Annotated in this window: 11 protein-coding genes; 5 read left to right on the forward strand and 6 right to left on the reverse strand. The window is 65.7% G+C overall.

Going from position 1 to position 16,892, the window contains the following annotated elements; translation table 11 throughout:
- The first annotated feature begins 16 nt into the window (after positions 1-16).
- From EAH75_RS10120 to EAH75_RS10140, 5 genes are all read left to right on the forward strand, one after another.
- The gene (locus EAH75_RS10120) at positions 17-1,798 is read left to right on the forward strand and encodes a sensor histidine kinase (RefSeq protein WP_140648504.1); all 1,782 of its coding nucleotides are present in this window, start codon (positions 17-19) and stop codon (positions 1,796-1,798) included.
- Positions 1,799-1,807: 9 nt separating this feature from the next.
- Positions 1,808-2,254: a response regulator gene (locus EAH75_RS10125; RefSeq protein WP_140648505.1), complete on the forward strand. Its 447-nt coding sequence runs from the start codon at positions 1,808-1,810 to the stop codon at positions 2,252-2,254.
- A gap of 108 nt (positions 2,255-2,362) precedes the next feature.
- Complete coding sequence (locus EAH75_RS10130; protein ID WP_193557761.1) at positions 2,363-3,922, forward strand: response regulator; 1,560 nt, start codon at positions 2,363-2,365, stop codon at positions 3,920-3,922.
- 47 nt (positions 3,923-3,969) lie between these two features.
- The gene (locus EAH75_RS10135; protein ID WP_140648506.1) at positions 3,970-5,295 is read left to right on the forward strand and encodes an ABC transporter permease; all 1,326 of its coding nucleotides are present in this window, start codon (positions 3,970-3,972) and stop codon (positions 5,293-5,295) included.
- Positions 5,296-5,303: 8 nt separating this feature from the next.
- Positions 5,304-6,566, forward strand: a complete 1,263-nt coding sequence (locus EAH75_RS10140) for an ABC transporter permease (RefSeq protein WP_140805346.1) — start codon at positions 5,304-5,306, stop codon at positions 6,564-6,566.
- Between the two features lie 21 nt (positions 6,567-6,587).
- Here the strand turns inward: EAH75_RS10140 and EAH75_RS10145 are convergent, their stop codons facing one another.
- The 6 genes from EAH75_RS10145 to EAH75_RS10170 form a co-directional block, all read right to left on the reverse strand.
- Positions 6,588-7,982, reverse strand: a complete 1,395-nt coding sequence (locus tag EAH75_RS10145; RefSeq protein WP_140648508.1) for a sigma-54-dependent transcriptional regulator — start codon at positions 7,980-7,982, stop codon at positions 6,588-6,590.
- A gap of 74 nt (positions 7,983-8,056) precedes the next feature.
- Positions 8,057-9,163, reverse strand: coding sequence for an alpha/beta hydrolase (locus EAH75_RS10150; RefSeq protein WP_241668928.1), 1,107 nt, complete (start codon positions 9,161-9,163; stop codon positions 8,057-8,059).
- A 76-nt stretch (positions 9,164-9,239) separates the two neighbouring features.
- Positions 9,240-10,850 carry an alpha,alpha-trehalase gene (locus EAH75_RS10155; RefSeq protein ID WP_241668929.1) on the reverse strand — a complete coding sequence of 537 codons (1,611 nt, stop codon included), beginning with the start codon at positions 10,848-10,850 and terminating at the stop codon, positions 9,240-9,242.
- Positions 10,851-10,983: 133 nt separating this feature from the next.
- Positions 10,984-13,263 (reverse strand): glycosyl hydrolase family 65 protein, encoded by a 2,280-nt coding sequence (locus EAH75_RS10160; RefSeq protein ID WP_140648509.1) that lies wholly within the window; start codon positions 13,261-13,263, stop codon positions 10,984-10,986.
- An 18-nt stretch (positions 13,264-13,281) separates the two neighbouring features.
- On the reverse strand, positions 13,282-15,528 hold the full coding sequence (locus EAH75_RS10165) for a glycosyl hydrolase family 95 catalytic domain-containing protein (RefSeq protein WP_140805348.1): 2,247 nt from the start codon (positions 15,526-15,528) through the stop codon (positions 13,282-13,284).
- Between the two features lie 42 nt (positions 15,529-15,570).
- On the reverse strand, positions 15,571-16,815 hold the full coding sequence (locus tag EAH75_RS10170; protein WP_140649589.1) for an MFS transporter: 1,245 nt from the start codon (positions 16,813-16,815) through the stop codon (positions 15,571-15,573).
- Positions 16,816-16,892 lie beyond the last annotated feature (77 nt).

Raw genomic sequence — 16,892 nt, forward strand, 5'->3', positions numbered from 1 at the left:
CGATGCTGCAAGTCACATGAAAGTGCGGGGGGTCGTGCGCTGGCGTACCGCCGGCCTGTTGCTGGCGATGCTGGTCATCGTGGCGCTACCCTATGTGGTCACGTCCTCCAGTTCGCGTGGTGCGCAGCGGGCGGCAGCGCGGGTGACCCACTCCAATGCGGTGAAGGCGGTGACCTATCAGGTTGCCTATCTGGCTCGTGACAGCGAAAGGGCCATGTACCGGCTGCTGGCAGGCGACAGCAATGAGTTGACGCAAAAGCGGGCTCTGTTGGCCCGCGAGCAGGTGCCTGCACTGGTGCGGCAATTGCGCGAGATGACCCGCGACAATCCGGACCAGCAGCTCCAGATCGGTGCACTGGAAAGCCGCCTCAACGGTCGCATTGCGTTGCTGGATCAGGCGCAGTCGCGTCTGCAGCAGGGCGATACGGCGGGCGCCCGGCAATCGCTGCGCGATGCCGGCGATCTGTTCGTGATCAATGACAAAATTACCGACATCGTGCACACCGAGGACAGCCTGCTGGAGAAGCGTCAGGAGGATGCCCGACGACAGGCCTTCGACGGCCGCGTGGTGCTCGGCGTCACCGCGCTGGCGCAGCTGCTGCTGCTGACAATCATCGTGATCATGTCCGAGCAGCAGATTGGCCAGCGTCAGCTGGCCGAGACACGCGAGGGCCGTGCGGTGCTGCGTTCGCAGCTGATTTTCCAGGCCGTGCGCGAGCCGATCGCGCTGTTCGACAAGGATCTGAACAGCCTGCTGGTGAACAACGCCTTCCGTGAACTGTACGGTATGGACCCGAACCGGAATGCGCAGCCGCTGGCGGGGATTGGCGAAGGCGCATGGAACGACAGTGTCCTGCTGCAACGGCTGAACGACGTGCTGCTGCGCGACCGCGAATTATGGGATCACGACGTGATCCAGCGCACCGTCGACGGAGTCGATCGCCATGTGGTGATCAATGCACGTCGCCTGCAGCAGCAGGATACCGATGCACCGGCGCTGCTGCTGACGGTGAGCGATGTCACCACGCGCGCACTGGCCGAGCAGAAGGTGAGCGAGCTCAATCGTCAGCTCGAGGGCAAGGTGACCCAGATCTCCGACGTCAACCGCGAGCTGGAGGCGTTCAGTTATTCGGTATCGCACGATCTGCGCGCGCCGTTGCGTCATATTTCCGGGTTCGCACGCAAGCTGGAACTGCATCTTGGCGATCGCGTCGACGACAAGGTCAGTCACTACATCGAGGTGATTGCCGGTTCGGCCCAGCGCATGGCCTTGCTGATCGATGACCTGCTGGTGTTTTCGCGCCTCGGCCGCGGCGCGCTGCGGCTGCAGGCGGTGGACATGCAATCGCTGGTGGAAGAGGCTTGCGCGCTGGCCGAATCGGGCGTGCAGGATCGGCGTATCGTGTGGAAAATCGCGTCATTGCCGATGGTGATCGGTGATGAGAACATGCTGCGCACGGTATGGCAGAACCTGCTCGGCAACGCGGTCAAGTACACCGGCCAGTGCGAGGTGGCGCGCATCGAGGTGAGCATGCAGCAGGATCGCAAGGGCGATTACGAATTCACCGTGGCCGACAATGGCGCCGGTTTCGACATGCAGTATGCGGACAAGCTGTTTGGCGTGTTCCAGCGCCTGCATCGCGCTTCCGAGTTTCCGGGCAACGGCATCGGGTTGGCCAACGTGCGTCGGATCGTGGCGCGCCACGGCGGCCGCGTCTGGGCCGACGCCGAACCGGGCCAGGGCGCCCGTTTTCATTTTTCGCTGCCGGCCACCGACATGGCCGGGGCACACACCTGAGATTCATGCATGAACAAGAAAGACCTGCGCACGATCCTGCTGGTTGAAGACAGCATGGCCGATGCCGAAATGGCCATGGACGCGTTGGGCGAAGCACACCTGGCCAACCCGGTGGTGCATGTGGAAGACGGTGTGGAATGTCTGGACTATCTGTACGCGCGGGGTGTGTGGGCGTCGCGTGAGCCGGGCGATCCGGCCGTGGTGCTGCTGGACATCAAGATGCCGCGCATGAACGGGCTGGACGTGCTGACTGCGATGCGCGCCGACGAGCGGATGCGACGGATTCCGGTGGTGATCCTGTCCTCCTCGCGCGAGGAAAGCGATCTGGCGCGCAGCTGGGATCTTGGTGCCAATGCCTATGTGATCAAACCGGTCGACGTGGATCAGTTTTTCGAGGCCGTGCGCACACTGGGGCAGTTCTGGGCGGTATTGAACCAGGCACCCGAGCAGGATTGATTCGCCTATCGACAGGTTCAGCAGGTTGCAGGAAACGCGAGCACGCGGTCACGGCTCGCGGCGAGTGCGAGGGTGGCCAGGCGGGCAAGCACCGTGGTGAGAATCAACATGTCAAACTCGCAACTTCGAACCTTGCCGACCATTCGCGTGCTGCAGGTGGAGGACAGCGAGCTCGATGCCGAGCTGGTGCTGGCCGAGCTCGACAGCGATGGCATCACCTATGAGGTGTGCCTGGTCGACGACGAGGCACGCTTCGTTGCCGCGCTGGACGAGTTCAAGCCGCACATCGTGCTGTCCGATCTCAGCATGCCCGGCTTTTCCGGCCAGCATGCACTCGACCTGCTGCGCAAACGCGACGAGGATCTGCCGTTCATCTTCGTCTCCGCCACGCTGGGCGAGGACGCCGCGATCGAGGCGCTGCGCAATGGCGCGACCGACTACATCCTCAAGCAGAATCCGGCCCGGCTGGCCAGTGCGGTGCGCCGCGCGTTGAGCGAGGCGGATTCGCGCCGTGCCAGTCGCCGGGCCGAGGTGGAACTGGTTCGCGCGCAGCGCTTCGAGAGCCTGGCGATGCTTGCCGGCGGCCTCAGCCACGACCTGCGCAACCTGTTGCAGCCGCTGCTGCTGGCCGGTGACAGCCTGCAGGATTACCAGGACGATCCGCGCCTGGCGCGGCTGGGCAAACTGGTGCGCGACTGCGGCAAGCGCGGCCTGGACATGGTGCATTCGATGCTGTCGTTTGCGCGCGGCGCGCGACGCGCGGAGCAGGTGCGGCTGGGTGCGTTGTTCAGCGCGTTCGGCTTGCTGATGCAGGGCAGCATCCCGCGCACGGTGACGATGGAACTGGCCATCGATGACCCGGAACTGTCGTTCGAGGGCAACCATACCGAGCTGCAGCAGTGCCTGCTCAATCTATGCCTGAATGCGATCCAGGCGATGCCCGATGGCGGCCACCTGCGCATCGAGACATCGCAGATGGACCTGCCCGAGAATTTCTTCCTGGACGAAGAACAGTCGCGGCTGGGCCGTTATCTGCGCATCAGCGTGGTCGACAGCGGCCTAGGTATGGATGAGAAAGTGCTGGAGCACCTGTTCGAGCCCTTCTTCACCACCAAGGAAGCCGGCACCGGGCTCGGCCTGCTTTCATGCAAGCGTATCGTCGGCAGCCACGGCGGCGTGATGCGGGTGGACAGCGTGCCTGGGCGCGGCACCCGCTTTGACCTGTATTTCCCGCTGGAGGGGCAGGTCAGCGACGAGCAGATGGAGATGCTGGACAACCTGGAAGGCTCCGCCGAGCGCGTGCTGGTGGTGGTGGAGGAGGCCGGTCAGCTGTCCTTGCTGACCGATACGCTGGATGCCTACGGCTATCAGGCGCATGCCAGCCAGAGTGGTACCGCTGCGTTGCAGTGGATCGAGGCTGGCGGCCTGCCCGACCTGGTGGTGCTGGACGCCGACATGAACCTGTTCACCGGTGTGCGCACGCTGGCCGCGCTGATCGAGCAGGGCTATCTGGGCGGCGTGGTTCTGCTGGCCCGTCCTGGAGCCTCGCCGGACCTGCACGAGTTGCCGCCGCTGGAGCACCTCTACGTGGTCGACAAACCGTTCACCACCCAGGTGCTTCTGCGCACGCTGCGCAAGGCGCTCGGGGGCGCTGGCGTCGGCGGATAATTCGGTCGCGGTGCGATCACGCAAGGACAGCAATCCAGGGGAAAGACATGCTGGCGTATTACCTCGACATGGCTCTGCGCCATTGCCGGCGAAGCAAGGCGCTGACTGCACTGGTGGTCGTGCTGATGAGCGTGGGCGTAGCGACCTGCATGATCACTTACGCGGTGTTCCGCGCCACCGCGGCCGACCCGATCCCGTGGAAATCGAACCAGCTGTTCGTGCCGCAGATCGACAGCTTCGGCCCGGCGCACAACTGGAAAGGCGAGCCGCCGCAGCTGCTCAGCTATACCGACGCCGTGGCGTTGCTCCACGCGCGGCAAGCGCGGCGGCAGGTGCTGATCTACGGTAGCAAGTGGACGGTGTTGCCGGGTGACGCGCAACACCTGCCGTCCTCGCAGGAGGGCGACGCGGTCAGCCATGACTTCTTCGCGATGTTCGACGCGCCGTTCCGCTACGGCGGTGGCTGGTCGGTCAGCGACGACGATCAACGCGCGGCCGTGGTGGTGATCAGCGGCGCGCTCAACCAGAAGCTGTTCGGCGGCGTCGACAGCGTGGGCCGCGAGATCAACCTGGACACGCACAACTATCGCATCGTGGGTGTGCTGGACGACTGGAATCCCAGCCCGCGCTACTTCGATGTGGTCAGTTCGTACTATCCCTTCAGTCATCCGCGACAGCTGTATCTGCCGTTCAGCCGAGCCATCGATCTGCAGAAAGCCGCCAGCGGCAATTTCTATTGCAGCACGAATACCGTCGATCCCGACCTGCCGAACTGGGACAGCGTGCTGCACAGCGAATGCGCGTGGATCGCCGCGTGGGTGGAGTTGCCCACGCGCGCGGACGTGGAGCGCTATCGCGACTGGCTGCACAACTACGCGGCCGAACAGCAGCATGTCGGTCGCTTTGCCTGGCCGCCCAACGTGCGCCTGTCCGATGTCGGGCAGTGGCTGCACGTGATGAAAGTGGTGCCGAAGGCCTCGGAGCTGTCACTGATCGTCTCGGTGAGTTTTTTATTGATCTGTCTCGTCAACGTGGTCGGCCTGATGCTGGCCCGCTTCATGCGCCGCGCCCCGGAGATCGGCGTGCGCCGCGCGCTGGGTGCGTCGCGCGGGGCGATCTATCGTCAGTTCCTGACTGAGGCTGCGGCGATCGGGCTGGCTGGCGGCGTGCTCGGCCTGCTGCTGACGGCGCTGGGCATGGCCGGCGTCGGTCACGTATTCGAGCCGGAGGTTGCCGGGATGGCGCGGCTGGATGCGTCGCTGTTGCTGCTGACCGTGCTGGCCGCGGTACTCACCACCTTGATCGCCGCGCTCTATCCCACCTGGCGCGCCGCCCAGGTGCAACCGGCGTGGCAGCTGAAGTCGAACGGGTGAAAAACACGATGACCCCGATACGCCCGATCCTCGCCGCGTTGCGCCGGCACAAGATGGCAACGCTACTGAACGTGTTGCAGATCGCGCTGACCCTGGCCGTGGTCAGCAATGCGCTGTTCATCGTCAAGACGCGGGTGGTGCATCTGTCGCGCGCGACCGGCACCGACGAGGCGCATCTGTTCGTCATCAAGAACGAGTGGATCGGTCGCCCCGATGCGCCACACATCGACGCGCAGATGCGCAGCGACCTGACGACCTTGCGCGGCCTGCCTGGCGTGCGGAACGCGTTTTCCAGCGAAGCCTATCCGATGGAAGAAGGCGGGGGCGGGCTGGTGCGCATCAAGCATCGGGTCGAGCAGACGACGAAGGCGCAGCTGGCGCTTTCCTACTTCGCCGACGAGCACGCGCTCGACACGTTCGGCATCCCGCTGGTGGCCGGCCGCAATTTTCGCGCCGACGAAATTGCCAGTCTCGGCGCCTACGACAAATCGCGGCCGGCGGTGATCATCATCACGCGCGACCTGGCCCACAAGCTTTTCCCGGACGGCGCGGCGGCGGTGGGTCAGCGCGTCTATCTCAGCGACGACGGCCCGAGCACCATCATCGGCCTGGTCGATCGACTTCAAGGTGGCTACGCGGGCAGCAGCACGCGTTCGATCGATGAGGACACCGTTCTGGTGCCGGCGCGTTACGCCAGTTCCGATGACGGGGCGGCCTATGCCGGCGGCACGATCTATCTGGTGCGCACGCAACCGGGCCAGCTCGCGGCGGTACTGCGCTCGGCGCCGGCCGCACTGCTCGCGCAAAACCGCATGCGCCTGATCAGCGCGGAGAATGGCGTGATCACGCTGGCCCAGGCGCGCACAAAGGCTTACGCCACCGATCGCGGTGTGGCGATCATGATGGGCGCGGTGTGCGTGTTGCTGCTGCTGGCGACGGCCGGCGGCATCGTCGGCCTGAGCAGTTTCTGGGTCGGCCAGCGGCGCCGCTCGATTGGCGTGCGCCGAGCGCTGGGCGCGACGCGTGGCGACATCCTGCGCTATTTCCAGACCGAGAACGCCCTGATCGTGGGCATCGGCGTGGTGCTGGGCGCGATGCTGGGTATCGCCGCGAACCTGTCGCTGATGACGCACTACGAATTGCCGCGGATGCCGCTGTGGGTGCTTGGCGTCGGTGCGCTGTTGCTGTGGCTGCTCGGCCAGCTGGCCGTGTTCGGTCCGGCGCGGCGAGCCGCTGCGGTGCCGCCGGTGGAGGCGACGCGTTCGGTGTGAGGGCGCGTCGGCTGTCCCGCTTCAGTCGATGCCGAGCTTCTTCAGCTTGTAGCGCAGCGCGCGGAACGTTATGCCGAGTTTGCGGGCGGCGGCGGTCTTGTTGTAGCGCGATTCTTCCAGCGCCTTGACGATGGCGGTGCGCTCGAGATTGCTGATGTAGTCGTCGAGGCCGCCGTTGGCGCTGGCCGATGCCGGTGCCGTGCCCGCTGCTGCGTCCTCATGCCTGGCTGGCGTCACGGCGTCGGCGCGCACGCCCCGCTGCGGCAGCATCAGGTCGGAGGCGTCGATGATGGCGCCGTCGCACATCGCCATCGCACGTTCGAGGATGTTTTCCAGTTCGCGCACGTTGCCGGGAAAATCGTAGGCATCCAGCGCGTCGCGTGCAGCCGGCGACAGCTGGCCGACGCCATCGCCGCTCTTGCCGGCCAGCGCCTTGAGGATGAACGCGGACAGCAATGGCACGTCGCCGCGACGTTCGCGCAGTGGCGGCACGCGCAGCTCGATCACGTTGATGCGATAGAACAGATCCTGGCGAAACTGGCCCTGTTCCACCAGCTGGCCGAGGTTCTTGTGGGTGGCCGAGAGGATGCGCACGTCGACCGGGATCTCGTCGCGGCCGCCGATCGGGCGCACTGCCTTTTCCTGGATCGCGCGCAGCAGCTTCACCTGCATGTGCAGCGGCAGTTCGGCCACTTCATCGAGAAACAGCGTGCCGCCCTGGGCGGCCTGGAACAGGCCTTCCTTGTCCACGCTGGCGCCAGTGAAGCTGCCCTTGCGGTGGCCGAAGAACTCGCTTTCCATCAGCTCGGACGGGATCGCGCCACAGTTGACCGGCACGAACGGGCCGCTCGCGCGAGGGCCCTGCTCGTGGATCAGCCGCGCCACCAGTTCCTTGCCTACGCCCGATTCGCCGGCGATGTAGACCGGCGCCTGGTTGCGTGCCAGCTTGCCGATGGTGGCGCGCACCTGCTGCATCGCTGCGGAGTCGCCGATCAGGCGATCGCTGGAGTCGTTGGTTTTCGCCGCGCCGCCGCCATTGCGTTTTTCCTCGACCAGTCGCAGGGCGGTGCGGACCAGGCCGCGCAGCATCTGGATGTCGACCGGCTTGGAGACGAAATCGAACGCGCCCGCCTTCAGCGCGTTCACCGCGGCGTCGACATTGCCGTAAGCGGTGATCATCGCCACCGGCATGTCCGGGTGATTCGCGGCGATCAGTTCGATCACCTCCTGGCCGTTGCCATCCGGCAGGCGCATGTCGGTGAAGCACAGGTCGTAACTGCGTTCGCCCAGTGCCCGGCGCGCTTCTCCCACGGTGCCGACGGCGTCGACTTGCAGGTCCATCCGCCCCAGGGTGATGGTCAGCAGTTCGCGGATGTCGCGTTCGTCGTCAATGACCAGGACGGTCTGTGGGTTCATGGCACGGCGCGTGGCTATCGATACGACAGAGAATACCCGGCCCCGCGCCGCGGGGCAAAGACTGTCGGCGCCTGCTAACGTCCCAGCTTGCGGTCGAAGAAGCTCACCATCACCGCATACGCCTCGCGGGATTCGGGCATTTCCGGGTCGGAGAAGAACGAATGCCACATGCCGTCCCAGACATGCAGCTCGGCGTCCGCCCCGGCCGCGGTCAGCAGTGCCTGGCTATGCAGGACCGAGCTCATGGTGAAGTCGCGCGTGCCGGTGATCAGCAGAGTCGGCGGGAATTTCTCCAGCAGCGCGGGCGAATTGGCCGGGAACACCAGCGGATCGCTGGCGCTGGCGCCCTTGAAGTACGGCAGGTCGACCAGCTTGTGCGGACCGGCGGGTGACGGGTCGCCGTTGAGTACGGGCGCAAGGTAGGTGGAGTCGCCGGCGAGCTCGCTGATCGAACCGCAGAACGTTCCGATCGCGCCCGGCACCGGCAGCTTTTTCGAGATGATCCATGCCACCGCCTCGCCGGTGAGCACGCCGCCGGCCGAGCAGCCGTAGATACCGATGTTCTTCGCCGGATATCGCTTGAGCAGGGCGCGGTAGACCGCCTCGACGTCCTCGCTGGCCGCCGGAAACACATGTTCCGGTCCCTGCCGGTAGTCGACGCTGACGACCTTGATGCGGCCGAGGCTGGCGATCGGGATCGATTCGACCAGGGCGCCGCTGTGCGCACCCCAGAGGAAGGCGCCGCCGTGCAGGTTGATCAGCACGCGACGGCGGTTTTTCGCGGCGATGCCCTGCGCGGGCAACACCACGTCGGTGCCCACGCCGGCAATCGTTTCGCGATGGGTGGTCACCGGATAGAGTTTCCCCATGCGCTTCGCGCGATCGCTGTTGAGGCGGTCGTAGAAGCCGCGGTTTTGCGCGATCGGCGCGCTCAGCGGCGGTGCCTTGCTCCCCGCGGCGATCATCTGCGGGAAGAAGGCGCGTGCTTGCGGCGAGGCATACGCCGAGTACGGGATGGTCGCCACGGACGTGGTCACGCTGCCGTCGGCCTGCACGCCGGCGACCTTCACAAGCGATGGCGCGTGCTGCGCAAACGCGGTCGTGCAAAGCAATGCCATGCCGAGCAGCGCGGCGCGAAACCGGAGATTTCTCGCAGGCTGTGGGTGACGTGCTGCGTGCATGGCTTTCTTCCCGGTTGAGAGCGGCTCGATCAGGAGCGACGGCGGCGGGTCGTCGCCAGACTTGGGTGTGGCGATGTCATTTCGCGTTGCCGTCCGTGGCGGCGGGCGAGGCGTTGGCATCGGGGCCGTGCAGGATTTTCTGCATCTTCAGGTACACGCCATTGGTCCAGCCGAAGCCGATCACGTTCTCGGCATAGCCGGCGCTGACGCGCACATCTGCATTGCCTTGCGCCATGTTGTATTTCTCGCGGATGGTGCCGTCCGTGGCGAAGCTGCGATCCACCGTGGCGGTGAACTTGGCGGCGATGCGTCGCGCATCGTCATGGAAGCCGTAAGCATCCAGGCCGGCCACGGCAAGCCAGTTGGTCGGCGCCCAGCCGAACGGATCACCCCACTGCACGCCGGCGGGGCGGTTGTCCATGCTCAGGCCACCCTTGCGTTCGAAGATGGCCAGCTTGCCGCGCACCGCGGCGGCCTGCTGCGCGGAGGCCGCGCCGGCCCACAACGGATAAAAGGTAGTGAGGTAGGGATAGGGCGAGGGCTTGCCGGCCACAAAGTCATAGTCGCGGTACATGCCGGACTCCGGACGCCACAGGTATTTGTCCATTGCTGCCTTGCGGGCGTCGGCTGCTTTGGCCCAGCGTTCGCCTTCGCCCGCCTTGCCCAATTGCAGGGCGAAGTCGCGCAGGTCGCGTTCGTAGCGGTAGAGCAGGCTGTTCAAGCTCACGTCGGCGTAGTGATGGGTCGAGCCGCCGAAGGGTCCGAAATGCGCATTGGTGTCGAAGCCCGACTCACGCATGGCGCGGTCGCCGTGGTAGTAGTCGGCGGTGAGGCGGTAGCCGTCGAGCCAGGCGCCATCGCAGACCTTCGAGGCGCGCACGTCGCAGCTCGCCGGCTTGAGGCGTGCGGCTTCGGCATCGTCCGGGTGTTCCGCTGCCTTGATGAGATAGCCGGGATTGTCGGCGGGATGCGCGCGCAACCACTTGATGACGCCGCGGTAGTACTCGCTGTCGCGCGCCTCCAGCACGGGGCCGCTGCCCAGGTCGTAATAGCGCGCGAGTCCGGTGTCGCCGGCGCGGTGTTCGGGCCGCGTCCAGATGTCGTGGTTGCGCACGGCCAGCGGATATGCGCGGGCCAGCCAGGCGCGTCTGGCGTCGGCGTTGGGGAAGCTCGCCGGATTGTCGAGCACGGCGACCATCATCGCGCTGAGAAACGGAGGCTGCGAGCGGCTGAGATAGTAGGTGCGGTTGGCGTTGAGCACGCCACCGTACTGCGCTACCTCGAACAGCGCGTTGTCGACCATGTCCTTCGCCAGCGCGGTGCGCTGGTCGGCAGCCAGGCCGATCACGATGAAGTAGCTGTCCCAGCCGTACATCTCGTTGAAGAAACCGCCCGGCACGACGTAGGGGTGCGGTAGATAGAGCAGGCCCTGCGCGGGCAGCTTCGTGGCATCGATGTCGCCAAGCCGGTCGATGGCGCGCGGCAATGTGTGCACGTCGACGCCGCAGCGTTTGCCGACGCCGGCCAGCCGCGCCGGCATGGGCAGCTTCGCCGGCAGATAGAGCACCGGATGGCTGGCTATCTTGGTGTCGGTCAGTGAGGCGCAGTCGTCCATCGAGCGCGTCAGGGTGGTCCACGCCTTGTCGATATAGGCCCGCGTCTTCGCGGGATTCGGCGGGGCCGGCATAGCCGATGCTGCGGATGCGGAAAACAACAGCAGCGTGGCCAGCGTCTTCATCAAGCGAGGATGTCGGAGGGCGGCACCGGGGGCTTTTCCGCAAGCGGGACTGGGTGTGTCGGTCATGTCTGGTCTCTCCCGGTCATGGGGTCGCGCGCAAGGTGCGGTTCAACCTGACCTTGCCGTTGGCATCGCGGGTGATCGCGATGTCGTAGAGCTTGCCGCGAAAGGCGATGCGCCTGAGCGTCAGCGATTTCCACTGCGGCGGCAGCATCGGTGCGTACGCCTCGACCAGTCCGTCCTGTTCAATGCGCAGTCCGGAGAATCCGTAGACGATGTTCTGCAACAGCCCGCCGGCGGCGGTGAGGAAGTAGCCGGTGTTGTTGCCCGCGGTCTCGGTGCGCACGTTGAACGGCGGCTTCAGCACGTTCGCGGTGATGTTGCGCTGGAACCACGCGCTGGCTCCGGCGCCGTCGCCCAGTGTGGCGGCGGCGATCGAGGTCGGCGCCAGTCCCATGCTGTTGGGGTCGCGATGCGACTGCGTGATCGGCGCCAGCGCATAGTCGAAGTCGCGCCGGCGCAGCGTCGCGTCCATCGGCAGGTCGAGCGAGGGATACGCCAGCATCGGCAGCGCGCTGCCGCCCCAGGAATCGATGTCGTGCGGCACGCTGGGGTCGAAGTCCAGGTGATGGCCGTCCTTCTCGGAGAACGGTACATACATGCGCGCAGCGATGTCCGCCCAGCGCGGATCGGGCGTGGCACCCACGATCTTCGCGGCGGCGCTGGCGATGCGCAGCGCCTTGGCGGCGGAGACGTTGGTGAAGGTGTCGTTCGGCACATCGTTGTAATCCTCGTCGACCGAGGTGACGTGCAGGATTTCATAGCGTTGTTGCGGCGCGTTGTACGTCACCCGGCTGGCCCAGAATTGCGCGACGGCACGAATCACCGGCCAACCATGCTGCTCCAGCCACGCCCTGTCGCCGCTGGCCAGGTAGTACTGCCATTGCGCGATCGCGATGTCGGCATTGACGTGGATCTCGCGCTCGCCAAGCACGTAGGCGAAGTGCGGGGTCTGTTCGCTGCCGTTCTGCGGGTCGGCCTCCCACGGATACATCGCGCCGCGCAGGCCGCGTTCGCGCGCGCGTTGTTCGGCGGCCGGCAGGGTGCGGCTACGAAACATCACCAGCGACTTCGCGCGTTGCGGATGCAGCAGCAACAGCGCCGGGAACACCCACGAATCGCTGTCCCAGAATGCGTGCCCGGCATAGCCGGTGGTCATGCCGCAGGCGCCGATCGGCCACGCCGTGTCGCGGGTCGAGTTGGACAGCAGGTAGTACAGGTCGGAGTGCACGATCCGTTGCGCCTGCGGATCGCCGTCGATGCGGATGTCGGTCTGCCACAGCTCGTGCCATGCCGCCTGGTGCGCCGCCAGCAGCGTGGCGAAGCCTTCGCCTCGCGCCGCCTTCGCCAGCGCGAGATCGGCCGCAGCATCGCCGCCCCAGCCCTCGCGCGACGCGGCGACGTACTTGGTGAAGGCGTAGGTGACGCCCTTGCGCACCGGCACGCGCAGGTTCAGGGCGAGACGGTAGTCGCTGCGGTAGAACCGCGATTCGCGCGGCTTCACCCCGTCCGGCAACTGGATCGCGGCGGCCTCGGCCATCGTCAGGCCTTGCTCGGCGCGGCCGTCCAGCTGGAGCGTGAGGTCGTGCGCATCGCCGTCGCTGTCGAGCACGTGGGTGTCACCGTGATACCACAGCGGCGCGCGGTCCGGCGTGGCAGGCGGAATCGCCTGCAGTTTCAGGTTGCGCGAGGCGACCTGCTCCTGCATCTGCTCGCCACTCAGCTTGCCCAGCGCAAAGCGCGGCTGATGCGGCGCCCAGGTATTGAGTGCGAACGAAAGCTCGACCTCACCGTCGAAATCCGGCGTGATCGAGAGTCGCGTCGCGGCCAGGTGCGGCGAGGCCTGGCTGACGAAGGTCGTCACTTCGACCGCCGTGGTCTTGCCGTGATCGAGGTAGCGATAGCGCGTGGTCAGGGTGGCGTCGTGGAGATTCAGCGTCTGCCGGTAATCCTGGAATACCGCCGGCGAGAGATCGACCTGGTTCATCCAGAAATGGCCGGCGGCGGACTGGCCGGTGCTGTAGTCGATCTCGGTCCAGCCGGGGATGGCCGCGGGTCGCGCGATGTCGTCCTTCGCGTAATCCATGAAAGCGACCAGGTAGGCGAGGTTGCCTTCGGTGCCGCGCGGCGCGGTCAGGGTCGAGAGATAGCCGTTGGCGAGCTGGCCCGGGAAATAACTGGTGAAGTCCTTCGCGGTGGCGGTCAGCAGAAAACCCTGATCGGTCTGCCCGCGCGCGATCGCAGCGACGCCACAGGCGCCCAGTGCGATGAGCCGGCAGAAGGTCTGGTGTCGCCGCTTCATGGTGCGATGTCTCCGCTGTTACAGCGCCGTTCGGGTCAGCCTTGCCTTGCCGCCGGCATCGCGATCGATGCGGATGTCGTAGCGCTTGCCGCGGAACGTGATGCGCTTGAGCGTCAGCGATTTCCATCCCGGCGGCAGCACCGGCGCATACGCTTCGGCCAGGCCGTCGTCCTCGATGCGCAGGCCGCTGAGGCCGTAGACGAAGCTCTGCACGAAGCCGGCCGAAGTCGCGAGGAGGTAGCCCGCGTTGTTGGCGACGGTTTCCGTGCGCACGTTGAACGGCGGTTTCAGGAAGCCGACCAGGTTGCGCTGGATCCACTCGCCCGCAGCCTTGCTGTCGCCCAGCTCGGCCGCGCCGACGGCTAGCATCACCATCATCATTTCGTTGGGATCGTCGCCATGCACTTTCAGTTCGTGCAGCTGGAACGCGAAGTCGTTGTGGCGCACCTGCGGCGACATCGGCAGGTCGAGGTTCGGGTACATCAGCCACGCCAGCGACGAGCCCATCCAGGTGATCTTGTCGTGCGGCACCGAGGCGTCGAAGTCGAGATGGCGCTGGTTCTTCCCGTCGAACGGGATGTACATCTTCGCGGCGATCGTGGCCCATTGCGGATCGGGCGTGGCGCCGACGAGCTTCGCCGCCTTGATCGCGATCTGCAGCGACTTGCGCGCGGCGGCATTGGTGAACGAGTCGTTCGGTACATCGTCATAGGCCTCGTCGGGCGAGGTGACGTGCTCGATCTCGTAGCGGTCCTGCGTCTTGTTGTAGGTGATCCGGCTGACCCAGAACTGCGCGATCTCGCGGATCACCGGCCAGCCATGCTGCTTCAGCCAGGTGTCGTCGCCGCTGGCCAGGTAGTACTGCCATTGCGCGATCGCGATGTCGGCGTTGACGTGGATCTCGCGGAACACGCCATAGGCGAAGTGCGGCGTGAAGTCGACGCCGGTTTCCGGATCGGCTTCCCACGGGTACATCGTGCCTTTCACGCCGTACTGCTGCGCACGATCGCGCGCCGGCTGCATGGTGCGGGCGCGGAACATCACGATCGGTTTGGCGCGTTCCGGGTGCAGCAGGAGCAGGGCGGGGAACACCCATGAATCGCTGTCCCAGAACGCGTGGCCGGCGTAGCCCGGAGTCAGCGCGCAGGCGCCCATCGGCCACGCCGTGCCCACGGTGGAGTTGGACAGCAGGTAGTACAGGTCCGAATGCACGGCGCGCTGCACGTCCGCATCGCCGTCGACCACGATGTCGGACTTCCACAGCTCGTGCCAGGCGGCCTGGTGTTCGGCGAGCAACGCGGCGAAGCCCTTGTTGCGCGCGGCGTCGGCCAGCGCCACGTCTTGGCGGGCATCGCCGCCCCAGTTTTGCCGGGACGCGGCGAGGTACTTGGTGAAGGTATACGTCTTGCCTTTCTGCACCTTGACCGTGAGGTTCAGCGACAGCTTGTGCGGGCCTTTTTCCAACTTCGCGCTTTCGATCGCGAGGCCCGGCGGCAGCCCGATCGCCGCAGCCTCGGCCATCGCAAGGCCGTGTTCGGCGCGGCCGTCCAGCCACAGCGTCAGTTCCTTGGTGTCGCCGTCGCTGGCGAGTACGCGGGTGTAACCGGGGTACCACACGGCGGCGCGGTCGGGCGTCGGTACAGGCTTGTTGTCCAGCGTCTGGCCGCTGGCGATCACCGCGGCGATCATCTCGTCGCCGGTCATCGTAGCGATCGGAAAACGTGGCTCATGCTCCGACCACAGCCGGATCGGAAAGGTCAGCTGCACGCTGCCATCGAATTGCGGCGTGATGGAAAGCTGCGTCGCCGCCAGATGAGTCGATGCCTGGCTCACAAACGTCGTGACTTTCACGTCGGTCGACTTGTTGGCGTAATCGAAGCGGTAGCTGGTGCTGAGCGTGCCGTCGTGCATGTCCAGTATCTGCGCGTAGTCGGCGAAGATCTTCTTGTCGATGCGGGTCGAATTGAGCCAGCCGCCGCCGGGGTTGTAGTCGATCTCGCTCCAGCCGGGGATCGCGGCAGGCCGCGCGATGTCGCCGGGCTTGTAATCCATGAACGCGACCATGTACGCACGGTTGCCCTCGGTGCCGCGCACCGAGGTCATCGTGGAGAAATAGCCGTTGGCCAGGTAGCTGGGGAAATACGTGCCGAAATTTTCCGCCGAGCCGGTGAGCAGGAAGCTCGCCTCGGTGGCGGCGTGCGCCGGCAGGACGAGCGTGGTGGCGACCAGGAACAGGGCGGCGAGGCGGGGGCTGCAAAATTTCATGGTTGCTCCAGATGAGACGTGCTTCGAGCCATGGCCAGCGGGCTATTTCGCAGCAAGCCAGGTAGCCGTCGAGGCTGCGCGATCGGTTTCGCGCTTGAACAGGAACAGCGTGACCAGGATCAGCGTCATCGGCACCAGCGAGAAATAGAACGCGTGTATGCCGTCGAAGCTGGCGAATACCCTGGCCGTGATGTACGAACCCAGCGTGCCGCCGAGCGCGGAGAACACCACGATCAGTCCGGTCATCGCCGCATGCATCGGCTTGGGCAGCGAGCTGAGCGCCACCGAGTTGATTACCGGGTAGATCGGTGCCATCAGCAGGCCGAGCAGCGGGATCAGGTAGGCGGCGACCGGTGCGTTGAACCAGCCAACGTCGGGCCGCGCCACCACGCCGCGCGCCAGCGGCAGCACCACAAGTACCAGCACGCCCATGCCGAGCACACACACGTTGAGCAACACATGCCAACGCACCCGCTTGAGCACGAAGCCGGCGCCGATGCGGCCCAGCGCGGTCATCCCGGCGAGGATGCTGGCGAACTGAATGCTCATCGCGTTCGGCAGCTTCAGGATTTCGTTGTTGAAGGTGGGTAGCCAGGTGCCGAAACTCTGCTCGATCAGCACGTACAGGAACGCCGAGGCGAGGAACACGTAGACCAGCGGGCGCACGAACAGGCGCAGCATCTCCATGATCGCGGCGGCGAATGAATTGTTGTGTCCCTGCGCATGCGCGGCGCTCTCGTCCAGCCGGCTGCTGGCCAGCAGCACGATCACCAGCGCACAGGCGCCGGCGAGCAGCCAGTACACGTTGAACCATACCGGGTTGCCCGGGTTCGCCGGGTCGACGTACGCGCTGAAGACCCAGTTGCCGGCGAGCACGCCGACCATGAACAGGCCTTCGATGGTGTTGGTCAGCCGCGAGTGCGCGGTCTTGTCGGCGGTGAGCAGGCCGATCGAGGAATACACGCCGACCTTGGCCAGCGCGAACGAGAAGCCCACGCAGGCAAACAGCAGCCGCGTGGTCAGGAAGGTGGGGTAGAGCGGCATCAGCACGCAGGCTCCGCCAACGATGGCCAGCGCCAGCATCATCGAGCGCCGGTAGCCGAAAAGCGGCAGGAACGAGGCGACCAGGAACGAGGTGAACGCGATGGTGAGATCCTTGTAGCGCTCCAGCGCACTGGCCTCGGGTTTGTCGATGCCGAAGGTAGCGATCGACTGCAGGATCACCGTGCCGACGCTGTTGAGCAGGATCGCGAAGATCATGTAGATCAGCGCCAGCGCGACGATCATGCGGATTCGGTTCACGGCCACCTCGACGAAGTCACGGTGTTTCGAAAATAGCGTGGTCCGGATCGTCATGAGGGTTC

Source organism: Rhodanobacter glycinis, from assembly GCF_006438785.1.
GTDB lineage: Bacteria > Pseudomonadota > Gammaproteobacteria > Xanthomonadales > Rhodanobacteraceae > Rhodanobacter > Rhodanobacter glycinis_A.

Coding starts and splice junctions, on each gene's coding strand:
- EAH75_RS10120 (WP_140648504.1), top strand. CDS start 17: ATGAAAGTGCGGGGGGTCGTGCGCTGGCGTACCGCCGGCCTGTTGCTG.
- EAH75_RS10125 (WP_140648505.1), top strand. CDS start 1,808: ATGAACAAGAAAGACCTGCGCACGATCCTGCTGGTTGAAGACAGCATG.
- EAH75_RS10130 (WP_193557761.1), top strand. CDS start 2,363: ATGTCAAACTCGCAACTTCGAACCTTGCCGACCATTCGCGTGCTGCAG.
- EAH75_RS10135 (WP_140648506.1), top strand. CDS start 3,970: ATGCTGGCGTATTACCTCGACATGGCTCTGCGCCATTGCCGGCGAAGC.
- EAH75_RS10140 (WP_140805346.1), top strand. CDS start 5,304: ATGACCCCGATACGCCCGATCCTCGCCGCGTTGCGCCGGCACAAGATG.
- EAH75_RS10145 (WP_140648508.1), bottom strand. CDS start 7,982: ATGAACCCACAGACCGTCCTGGTCATTGACGACGAACGCGACATCCGC.
- EAH75_RS10150 (WP_241668928.1), bottom strand. CDS start 9,163: ATGCACGCAGCACGTCACCCACAGCCTGCGAGAAATCTCCGGTTTCGC.
- EAH75_RS10155 (WP_241668929.1), bottom strand. CDS start 10,850: ATGCCGGCCCCGCCGAATCCCGCGAAGACGCGGGCCTATATCGACAAG.
- EAH75_RS10160 (WP_140648509.1), bottom strand. CDS start 13,263: ATGAAGCGGCGACACCAGACCTTCTGCCGGCTCATCGCACTGGGCGCC.
- EAH75_RS10165 (WP_140805348.1), bottom strand. CDS start 15,528: ATGAAATTTTGCAGCCCCCGCCTCGCCGCCCTGTTCCTGGTCGCCACC.
- EAH75_RS10170 (WP_140649589.1), bottom strand. CDS start 16,815: ATGATCGTCGCGCTGGCGCTGATCTACATGATCTTCGCGATCCTGCTC.